Source organism: Streptomyces sp. CB02959, from assembly GCF_002803155.1.
Taxonomy (GTDB): domain Bacteria; phylum Actinomycetota; class Actinomycetes; order Streptomycetales; family Streptomycetaceae; genus Streptomyces.
In genome coordinates this window covers 50,416-60,300 of the sequence record NZ_NNBP01000044.1, presented here as the reverse complement: position 1 = coordinate 60,300, position 9,885 = coordinate 50,416, and the positions used below count along the sequence as shown (strand labels likewise).

The following is a 9,885-nucleotide window of genomic DNA, read 5'->3' as shown; positions in this document are numbered from 1 at the left end:
GGAACGACAACAGCGTCTGAGTCGGTGGTCAGGGCCGCCAGCGCAGTGGGCATCTTGTCCGTGACCGACAAGCCGGCCATCTGTGCCAAGCGCTTCCAGGTCCGGCGCACGCGCACCGTCTGTCGGAGGCTGGCCCTCGTCATGCGATCCGCCGTGAGGTAGCGAACGCCCCAGACGAGTGCCCGCACGGCGAACACCGCCAGGACCGCCGCCGAGACGTACGGGGCGCAGTCGTAGAGCTCTTGGAGCGTCATTCTGTTTCCTCTATTCCGTAGAGATAGGCCGCGAGGGCCAGGTCAAGATCGCCCCAGTCGAAAGGATTGGAGACCGGCGGATACCCGTGGTCGACCAGCACGGCCGCCACCTGGTTCACCAGTTCTTCGCTGAAGCGGTGATCGGGGAGGGAGACCGGGACCGGATACGCCCGGTCCCAGCCGTCGATGAAGCCCGTCACGCAGCCATCGCCCCGGCATCCGGGACGAGCGGTGCGGCCAACTGGAACGACGCCGCGCGGTAGGCGATGCCGTCCGAGAGCTGGCCATTGAAGATCCGCGCCCACGGAGTGGCGAACAGGTCCACCGGCCGCACGGCGACACCCGGCATGAGCCCGTCGGGGAGCCCGTCCTTGGGGACGGTGATCTTCAGGGCTTCCGCCCGCTCGTCCTCCATCAGGAAGACCGTCACCGTGTACAGCGGCTGGTTGCTTTCACGGTCAGTGGCGATCTGGGTCTTGTCCGGGTCCGTGAACTTCGGCACCGGCATCGTTCCGACCATGAAACGGGTCGAGTCGAGCAGGCCAACGCGAATGCGCGCCATGAGTGAACTTCCTTTCCTACGTGGGCCGGTGGCTCCGGCCGCATCACTACGTAACCACAGGGTTGATACAGATGCAACACCTGCACGCACACATGACCACAGAGGAGTATTGATACACATGGCTCATAGAGGTGTCCTAGGCGTAGTAGGTGTGTCGCCCGCGGCGGTATCGCCGTATCCTGCGGGCATGACCCTGCCCCTCGAAGACGACTCCCGGCCGCCGTACATCCAGACCGCCGAAGTCCTACGCCGGGAGATCGCCACGGGCCGTCTGAAGCCCGGCGACAAGTTGCCGTCGGCCAGGGCGCTGCAAGATCAGTACGGGATCGCCAGCGGCACCGTGCAGAACGCGCTGCGGCTGCTCAAGAGCGAAGGACTGATCTACAGCGTCCAGGGTCGGGGCAGCTTCGTCCGCAACGTTGGCGCGCCGGTCGAGGAGGGGCACGAGCAGTCGCCCGACCCCTCTCCCAGTTCCGTCCTCACCGTGGAAGCCCTCGCCGAGGACGTCCAGGACCTCAAGAACGCCATCAAGCAGATTGAGGCCACTGTGATGCGTCTTGCCGCGATGGTGCAGGCTCAGCAGCAGGAGAAATAGCGGCCGCCAGCTGCCGGACCACCGCATCCAAGCGGGCAATGGACACGCAGAGGTCCGTCAACTCCTCTTCCAGCGCCGCTATCTCGTGTTCGGTCATTTCCGTTCCCCGCCTTGCTTCCGTGCCGATTCCTCGTGCTCCGTATCCAACGCCGCAGGGCTTGCCCGAAGGCTTGCCCAGCGATTGCCCGTCGATGGATCAGGGCTTGCCCGTAGCTTCTGGCATGCCGTCACCGCGACTGCTCCCCAACATCTATCGGCCAGACCGGACACGTACGAGAAGCGCGGCACAGCACTCCCGAATGCCGGGAGGGAACCTTTCCCTCGTGCCGCAGGGCGGGATTGCATGCCTGAGCGTCCGCCACGCCACTCGTCCTTCCGGTCGTTCGGGTCAGTGCATCAATGGTCTGGAGAACCGCCGGTTTGGCTAACCGGCGAACCCGGGCTATGTTTCGCCCTTCAGTGCGCCGTGGATGCCCCGCAAAGAGCCGAAATCTACGCTCAAGCGCAACTCGCCCCGCATGATCCACGCCGCTCGCCTTCCTCTCGCCGCCGGACCTCTCCCGGCCTTCACCTGCTATAGGTCTCGACAGGCCGGCCCGTGTGACAGTCGTCCGCCAAAAAGTCAGCCCAGCACTCACCACTCACCACGGCGCTCACCACAAGCAGCCAGCCGGGGCACGGACGAGTCACGAACGGGCCTGGTAAGTCCCAGCTGTTCCTGCAACCGCATCTTGTAATCCCCTGCCTGTGGACAAATTTCGACGACCGCCAGTGAGCGCATACAGGCATCAATGCACCCGTAACGTGCCAAGCGGCGTGGAAGACGCGAACGGGGCAGGAGGCTGCGGCGGCGCAGGGCCTACCGGCCGACCAGGCGCAGCGCAGCGGAGCTGTTCAAAGTTTCCTTACTGGATCAAGGCGGCCCGCTTCGCGGGCCGCGCGCGCTGGCGGCCGCCGGCCGCCGACGCTCCTGTCTACCGCCCCGCTCCGGCAGCCCCCGGCCACTCAGCGCGCAAACCCAGGCGAGCGTCCCGACGCCCCCAGGAAGCAACACGAACCACGCCCCGCAGCAGCACCAGGTCGACGCCCGGACAGCGTCACCCGCAGCTCCCACCAGGTCCACGCACCCACGACTCCAGCCACGTCGAATCCGCGATGACTCCTTGGGTCGCCAACTGCTCCTCGAAACACGGATGAGTGGTTGATGCCGGCGGTGGTGCACGTGGCACACGTGACGGGTGCTCGCCCAACCGCGGGCGCATCGTGGCTGACTTTCGGTGGCTGAGGCCGACAGGCACACACCGTCACAATCACTCGTCCTCGTGCCCGTCTCAGCTCGCCAAAACAGCTTCACCACTCCTCTCCACCAGTGAATTTGGGTCGGGGTTGGCCAGCCGAACGCACGACGACAGCCCCGGTACCATCGGCACCGGGGTTCGCACAGAACTCCCCGACCGGACCGCCCCCGTGCTGCCAGGCTCAGGGCGGTCCGGTCTCATTTCTCGTCCAAGGCCGGCAATCCGGCCGTTTGGTCAGGTGGCGAATGTCCTCCCGACCACCGTGACGTTGCACAGTTCGCGGTAAAGCCGTGATCCGAGCACCGCGCGAAGGCTTGGTTCGCCTACGGGGCAAAGGGCGTCATGCTCACCCACCGACCAGCCGTCGGACGCCAGCTGGTAAGGCGCCCCGGAATAGCCCCAGATGCGAGGCGCGCGGACCCGAAGGATCAGGAACTCCGTACTCCTCAGGTGCGGGCATTCGGCCATCGACGCTCGGGCGTGCGCGTCACACAGCGGCGGCATGGCCGTCACGGAGCCCTCCGGCCAGGTCGGCGGATCGTGCTCCTTGCGCCAATCCAGGAACAGCCAACCGTCCTTGTCCCTCGAAGCCGGTTCGCCGCAGACCTGACACTTCATCCACCGCATCGCGTAGTACTGGCGCCCCGGATGCATGGAGTCGTAGACAGGCCGTCCCTTGCCGGGTTGGTTCGTCATCCGGGCCCAGAGCACCTGGTCCCGCCCCACGCGGTCTGTCACTCGCTCTTCCTTGTAGCCAAGCTTCGGGCCGACCACGTCCCACTTGACGGTCAACGCGCCTTCGGGAACGACACGTTCGTCCGACCAGGACAGGACGTAGGGCACCACCGACGGCTTCCGGGCCGCGCACTCAGGCACTCTTGAACTCCTCGATATCAGAGGCCCGATGCCCCTCGTTCCGATCTCGTACGGAGGGCTCGCGCTCAAGCAGCCCCCGGTCCACCAGCGCCGACTGCAACAGTCCCAAGGCGTCGAGCAGGAACCGGCAGTCGTCACGGTCCTGCGCCGAGCGGGCCACCAGCCTCCTCACCGCCGATTCGTCAGCGTCCGTGGGCCCGTCCCCGAGGGGCAGAAGTTCCGACGGCACGCCGCGCTTCGGGCGCCTACTCATGGGCCCACCCGGGTACCGAACGGACGACCGCGGAGCCCTGCTGCACGGCAGAGGACGTCTGGAAGGCGGCATCGGCCCGGGAGACCGGCACCGGCGCGCTGTCAGCCCTTGCTGCCCCGCCGATCAGGAGGGCAGGTGGCATCAGGCCCAAGGCCCCCAACAAAGCCACGGCGAGCCCAGGACGGGACGGCTTCTCCCTCGCATGCCGGCCGCTCACCGCACTGCTCCACTTCCAGCCATCGCACTCAACGGCGCCCAGGTGAAGAGCAGCTGCGCACCGTAGCGTCCCAGGTGATCCAGCTCCGGATACCGCAGCTCGGACTTAGAGGACAGCGCGGTCGGCCAGCGCGTCAGAACGACGTCGACCTCACCCCGCTCCGCCATCTCCCTAACCAGCCGCCACCCCGAGCGCAGGCAGGGGTTCGGCTCCCCGTACGGGTCGGAGATCTCCGCCTTGATCTGCAAGCCGTGCTTCTCGGCGAAGCTGTGGCCTTCCTCGACGGCCCGCTGCTCGGCCAAGCCATGGGGCTGTCCGCTACGGGTTGCGCAGACGTAGAGGACGGCCGGGGTTCTGGTGCTGGTCCTTGTCATCTTGGCCCTCCCGGGCAAGGGGCTGTTGAGGCCGGGAGACGTCGCAGCCGCCCGGTACCGATGCACAGCAGCATCGCGACGCGAGCACGCCCGCCAAAGGCCCAGCTGATTACCCAACTTGGGTAACATCACCAGCCGTAGATGATGAGCGACATCGCGTAGCTTCAACGGCGGGAGCCAGCCGCATGCCGAAGTCAGCCCAGCCACGCGAACTTCCCGCCAGGCTGCTCACCGATCCCGAGATGATCGACGCCTGCCGGGTCCGCGACTTCAGCAGGGTGTTCCGGCTGGTGAAGAAGCAGGCCGGCATCTATCCGTCGATGATCGCCCGCCTGTGCGATCTCACTCCGAGCCGCGTCGGCGAAGTGATCGCCGGGGAACGCCGCTTGCAGCACATGGACGTGGTCGAACGCATCGCGGACGGCTTGCGCATCCCAGGCCACATGCTGGGGCTGGCCCGCCGGACGTGGGAGACACCTCCAGCCCTCACCGTGACCGATCGGGAGCCGGCAACCGAACCCCCGTCGCTGCTGCCAGAACAGCCCAATCCCGTAGATCTCCCCGGTTCCGACGTGGACAACATCCTTGCCCTGACTTCAGCACCCGATCCAAGCCCGTCCACCCTGAAGGCGCTACGGGCATCGATCCAGGACTACTGGCGGCGCGACGACCAGCATGGCGGCGAAACGCTGCGACCAGCGGTGGTCGGGCAACTTCGTTACGTCGTGGGGCTCTTGGGTGAGAGCAAGTCCAGGCCCCTCAAGAACGACTTGTACGGAGTCGCGGCCGAACTCGCGCGGCTCACCGGATGGACCCACTTCGACGCCCGCCAGTACAACCAGGCCCGCGCCTACTTCACACAAGCCCTGCAACTGGCCAAGGAAGTTGACGACCGGCCGTTCATGGCCAACGTACTGGCCTGCATGAGCTTGCAGGCGACCTACCAGGACAAGCCCGCGGATGCCTTGGCATTCGTCCAGGCCGCCCAGGACGCGGCCCGCGCCGATGGCGGAGCGACAGCACGCGTTCATTCGATGCTGGCCATGCGGGAGGCGTTCGCGCATGCCTCACTCGGCAGCCGGACCGCCACCCACGAAGCGCTCGCCGAGGCGCATCTACAGTTCGAGCGGATCCGCACCGACGACCCGGACCCTGCCTGGGTGACCTACTTCGACGAGCCCAAGCTCATCGTGGACACCGGAATTGCGCACGGACAGTTGGGTGAAGCGGCGTCCGCTGAACCCTTGATCGCGGATGCTATGCGCAGGGAGAACGGGACCAACCAGCGCGGACGAGCCTTCCACGCCTTCTGGCTGGCCCGCACTCAGCTCCAACTCGGCAAGCTCGACCAGGCATGCCACACCGCCACGCAGGCCCTGGAGCCGGCGTCAGCAGTCGCCTCCGAACGGCTAGCCGGCCACCTGAGGGAGTTCTACGGGCAGCTGACTCCATACCGAGGAGAACCCGCCACCGCCGCCTTCGAAGCACGCCTCAGGGAAGTGCTGCCCGCCTGATTCAGCGGATCGCCTCATCCATGAGGACGTACAGCAGGCCGACGAGCGACCCGCTACTGACGATCTCCCGACGGTCGATCATGGCGCGCACGTCGGCGAGCGGGATCCACTCGATCCGGTCGGATTCGTTCTTCTCGGTTGGGGGACCGACGTAGGTCGCGCTGTCAGCACGGAAGACGTAGTGCTGCGAGTCCGTGATCCCATTCGCAGGCTCCGCGTAGATCAGCGGCTTCATCGATCCCGGACGCCAGCCCGTTTCCTCCAGGACCTCACGCGACGCGGCCTGCTCCGGCGTCTCGTCTTCCTCTATGAGGCCCATGGGCAACTCCCATGCCCACGCATCTGTGATGAAGCGGTGGCGCCACATCATCAGGACCTCGCGGCGATCGTTGACCACAGCTGCCACGGCTAGGTGTCGGAGCCGGACGACGTGGTGCTCCCATCGGCGGCCGTCCGGCTGCTGGACGTCCACCAGGCACAGGTTCACCCAAGGATTCGTGTAGATCTGCCGCTCGCCATGGGTCTTCCACTGCATGAACGTCGCCCCTCTCGCCTGGTGCTCCCCAGCATCTCAGACAGGGGTCATGTGGCCGCACGCTCTGGATGGCTGGGCAGCCTGGGTCTGCGGCAGGCGTTGGTGATGGCGTCTATGGCCCACGAACAGCAACAGGGACAAGCCGCAACATACGGCAGAAAAGGTGTGGACGCCGCGCAGTTGGGCGCCTCAAGGCGGCGACTGCTATGTGGAAGGTCGTCCTGTCACCGACAGCACGTCCATCAGGTGTCGCTGGGCTTGGGCGTGTGCCTCCTGAGCATTGAGTGTTCCTACATCCAGGCTCAGAACATGCCACGGGGTCTGTGCTAGGAGACGACAGGTGAGGTCAGCCTCGAAGCGGAGATGAGCGGCGGCCGACGAGAGGTCATGAACAGCCCGAGTGCCAGGGGAGCCAGAGAGTTTCCGCACGTACCAGTCTTCCCAGGCATCGCCTTCTCGCTCGACTGCGCGTCGCAGCGCCGTCTCCGGATTGTCGTGGACGTATACGACGGTGACCTGGGCTGGCTCCACAGCCCGGGCCAGCTCTTCCATGACGTGGACGAGAGTCCCCTCGTCGTGGCCCCACGCCACAAGGGACGGAATGAAGGGCAGAAGGGCATCCGTCACCAGGTAGTCCTTGCCCGCCGCGAGTGACTCCGCGATGTAGGCGCGAGTGCACTCAACTAAGGCCGCAGGCTGGACGGCGGAAGCCCCACCAGCGAACTCTTCAGCCACGGGCCGGAAGGCCGACCGTGTGAGAATGTCGGCCTCCTCGAAGTGGTCGACCGATGCGCCGACGCTGGTAAGCCACAGGGCCACCGCACGGCACAGGGTGGACTTGCCGACGCCAGGGCTACTCCCGATGACGGAGATGAGATGCATAGTCATGGCGGCAGTCTCGCACCCGTGCAAAGTCCTTCACCCGGTGAGCCGACGGTAGTTGACGAGGGCTGCGGCGATGCCGACGAAGGCGAGGAAGTGCTCGGCCTTGCACTCGTAACGGCGGTGCAGGCATCGGCTGCCGCCCAGCCAGGACACGCAGCGGCTCCGGATCCGTCACTTCCTGGAGCACCGCCAGCGGCCCTATCTCGGCTGATCGAACCTGCGACACCCGCTTTAGGAGTTCGATCCGGGTGTGGCAACGGCCACTGCCTCGGAGGCGGTTGCGGTCGCCCAAGATCGCCCAGGATTGCCGCTGTTCGCCGACGTTGATGTCAGCCGTAGATGTCAGCGGCCTTCGCTGAGAGGCTCGATGACATCGGCCCAGAGACGCGATTCCCAGGGATTGCCGCCCACTCCGAGCCGGGCGGCCACCACATCATCAAGGAAGCGTGCGGTGGCAACCTCCAGAGCCTCGTGTGGCCACCAAAGGGAGTCGCACTCCGTGCACAGCGAGAAGGCCGCCCCGTCGTCTTTGAAGCGGTACGGGTGGACCCAATCCTGCTCGCACCGCGGACACTGTGGCAACGAAGCCTGCATGCAGATCAGGCTACTAGTGCCCTCGTTGCGAGCTTCGGGCGGCAGGGTCGCTGGGGTGGTTGGGGCTGACCAAGTGGCCTTCCAGAGGCAGCGGCAGTCGCTTGTGACTGCCGCGGTTGCTGCACTTCGCTGCTGTACAGCAGCGTCGCGGTGGAGGTTGCCATGAAACGAGAACGGCTGGTGCAGCTGCTTGCCGGTGACGATGAGGCGTCCATCGCTGCGCTGGCTTCCCTCCGTGGCGGCGCTTCATACGTTGTCTGGGACGGAGCTTCCTCCCCTGGGCCGGTTGCCCAGGTCTACGAGCGTCGACACTTCGAGACTCTCGGCCCAACGAGCGGTTCGGCTTCTCGGCCGGTATGACCAACCACTGCGTCTTGGCCAGGTCCAGCGAGAGTTTACCGAGACTGCGGCAACCGCAGACGATGTCGGGCATTCTGTGCAGGAAGCGTTACGAGCTCCTGAACCAACTTGGGGGTCCATACGACATGGACATGAAATGGGACGAAGGTGACAAGGCTGTCATTTTCGGAAACCAGAAAGTCTTTTACTCAAGAGGGGGCGGCTGCGAATTTGAACGCGACTCCATCTCTGCGGTGAAAGTCCCCTCAATCCGCAAGACCCTGAAAGATTCATCGCGAAGCGAACCTAAAAACAACCCCAGAGGGTTACCTATCGACTTTACTGTCGTTTCGGAGGTGAGTGATGCCGGTAGACTTAGCGACTGGCAGTTGGAAAACGCATTCAAGTCTTTTGTCTGGGAGATCGAAAAGAAGAATTTCGAAAACTTCTCGCTCAACTCGGACGGGGAACTGCTTTTCGTGTTCTCTGTCGATTTTCCAGTATGTCGTACCGAAATTGACTTTCGCGAGCGGGCATCCCTATATCTGAGCCGTGTCTCCGCAGAGGTGGACTCGATTCGCTTTTTTGATAACCGCGTAGATCCGCCGGCATGGGAGATCAGACTATTACCGCCCGATGACTGGACCGTAGGCCGATGCAGCGAAGTGTCAGAGGGGCTCCGGATGCTGCTTCGCTACCGCAAAGCGAACCCGAGTGCGCCTATAGGGGCTTACACATTACTCATGGCCGGGAAAGCTGAGACGCTCCTAGGGCAACCCGAGTCCGACTGGCTTGAGGTCAAGCGAAAGGGTTACGGTATTGCAGAGCAGTCGCAGAAGCATGAACTCGCTTGTGATGTCGCGGCATTCGCCAATTCCACCGACGGGGGTCTACTAATTGTCGGCTTTTCAACCGAGAAAGACCCAGCGGGGAGGGATATCTTAACGATGATCCACCCGCCCAGACGGGGGTCATTTAATCTTCAGACGTACATGCAAGTCATCGCGAATAGGATCACTCCTCCGGTTGAGGGGATCAGGGTCGAATTAGTCTCCTACAGGGATGGGGATCTGCTGGTAATCTTCATCCCGCCACAACCAAAGGAAATGCAACCTTATTTGGTAAGGGGGGCTAGTGTATCCGGCCGCGTATCGGGCGCATACTTCTCGATCCCCCAAAGAATTGGCTCCGATAAATCAACTATGAGTCCAGAGAGAGTTCACTCTATGCTGGTTGCCGGGCGCTCATTTCTTCAAATGAAGGGCGACATATAGGAGGTTCCGGGGAGCGCGCGTGAGGTCGGCGGAGCGGCTTTGGGCTGGAGCTGCTTTGGGGCGAGTGATCATGGCCCCATAAGCTGATGGCGCGTCGGGCAGTCTGTGGACCTGCCCGGTAAAGCACGACGTTGGGGCCATGATCTTAGAGGCTCGCCCCAAAGTGGCTGCCTAAAGCCGTGGAGCCGACCGCCCCAGCCACGACGTACCCCTTCTCTGGCCCAAGGCGGCTGATCGTTGAGCGCGCGGGACGGGCGCCGGCCGGGCTGGAGCGGGGCGGAGACAGGAGCGCAGGCCCGGCCGGGGGCCGGGCCG

General features: G+C 64.5%; 11 protein-coding genes and 1 pseudogene. 3 read left to right on the top strand and 9 right to left on the bottom strand.

Going from position 1 to position 9,885, the window contains the following annotated elements; genetic code table 11:
* The 3 genes and pseudogenes from CG747_RS43020 to CG747_RS43010 all read right to left on the bottom strand — a co-directional run.
* Positions 1-254 (bottom strand): annotated as a pseudogene (locus CG747_RS43020) (cell division protein FtsK); the annotation flags it as partial.
* Complete coding sequence (locus tag CG747_RS43015) at positions 251-454, bottom strand: hypothetical protein (protein ID WP_100607334.1); 204 nt, start codon at positions 452-454, stop codon at positions 251-253. The pseudogene CG747_RS43020 and the gene CG747_RS43015, both read right to left, overlap by 4 nt.
* Positions 451-816, bottom strand: coding sequence for a hypothetical protein (locus tag CG747_RS43010; protein WP_100607333.1), 366 nt, complete (start codon positions 814-816; stop codon positions 451-453). The genes CG747_RS43015 and CG747_RS43010 overlap by 4 nt, the downstream gene beginning before the upstream one ends.
* A 187-nt stretch (positions 817-1,003) precedes the next feature.
* On the opposite strand from CG747_RS43010, the gene CG747_RS43005 reads away from it, so the two are divergent.
* Positions 1,004-1,411: a GntR family transcriptional regulator gene (locus CG747_RS43005; RefSeq protein WP_100607332.1), complete on the top strand. Its 408-nt coding sequence runs from the start codon at positions 1,004-1,006 to the stop codon at positions 1,409-1,411.
* Positions 1,412-2,943: 1,532 nt separating this feature from the next.
* Here CG747_RS43005 and CG747_RS43000 read toward each other — a convergent pair.
* From CG747_RS43000 to CG747_RS42985, 3 genes are all read right to left on the bottom strand, one after another.
* Positions 2,944-3,585, bottom strand: a complete 642-nt coding sequence (locus CG747_RS43000; RefSeq protein ID WP_100607331.1) for a hypothetical protein — start codon at positions 3,583-3,585, stop codon at positions 2,944-2,946.
* Positions 3,578-3,745 (bottom strand): hypothetical protein, encoded by a 168-nt coding sequence (locus tag CG747_RS48605; protein WP_180985972.1) that lies wholly within the window; start codon positions 3,743-3,745, stop codon positions 3,578-3,580. The genes CG747_RS43000 and CG747_RS48605 overlap by 8 nt, the downstream gene beginning before the upstream one ends.
* 306 nt (positions 3,746-4,051) lie before the next feature.
* Positions 4,052-4,429, bottom strand: coding sequence for a hypothetical protein (locus CG747_RS42985; RefSeq protein WP_100607328.1), 378 nt, complete (start codon positions 4,427-4,429; stop codon positions 4,052-4,054).
* 185 nt (positions 4,430-4,614) lie between these two features.
* Here CG747_RS42985 and CG747_RS42980 point away from each other — a divergent pair, with 185 nt between their 5' ends.
* Positions 4,615-5,943, top strand: a complete 1,329-nt coding sequence (locus tag CG747_RS42980; protein WP_100607327.1) for a hypothetical protein — start codon at positions 4,615-4,617, stop codon at positions 5,941-5,943.
* A gap of 1 nt (position 5,944) precedes the next feature.
* On the opposite strand, the gene CG747_RS42975 is transcribed toward CG747_RS42980, so the two are convergent.
* From CG747_RS42975 to CG747_RS42960, 3 genes are all read right to left on the bottom strand, one after another.
* Positions 5,945-6,478 (bottom strand): NUDIX hydrolase, encoded by a 534-nt coding sequence (locus CG747_RS42975; protein WP_100607326.1) that lies wholly within the window; start codon positions 6,476-6,478, stop codon positions 5,945-5,947.
* A 204-nt stretch (positions 6,479-6,682) separates the two neighbouring features.
* Positions 6,683-7,366 carry a hypothetical protein gene (locus tag CG747_RS42970; RefSeq protein ID WP_180985971.1) on the bottom strand — a complete coding sequence of 228 codons (684 nt, stop codon included), beginning with the start codon at positions 7,364-7,366 and terminating at the stop codon, positions 6,683-6,685.
* A gap of 339 nt (positions 7,367-7,705) precedes the next feature.
* Complete coding sequence (locus CG747_RS42960; RefSeq protein ID WP_100607325.1) at positions 7,706-7,957, bottom strand: hypothetical protein; 252 nt, start codon at positions 7,955-7,957, stop codon at positions 7,706-7,708.
* Positions 7,958-8,448: 491 nt separating this feature from the next.
* On the opposite strand from CG747_RS42960, the gene CG747_RS42955 reads away from it, so the two are divergent.
* Positions 8,449-9,570: a helix-turn-helix domain-containing protein gene (locus CG747_RS42955; RefSeq protein WP_180985970.1), complete on the top strand. Its 1,122-nt coding sequence runs from the start codon at positions 8,449-8,451 to the stop codon at positions 9,568-9,570.
* Positions 9,571-9,885 lie beyond the last annotated feature (315 nt).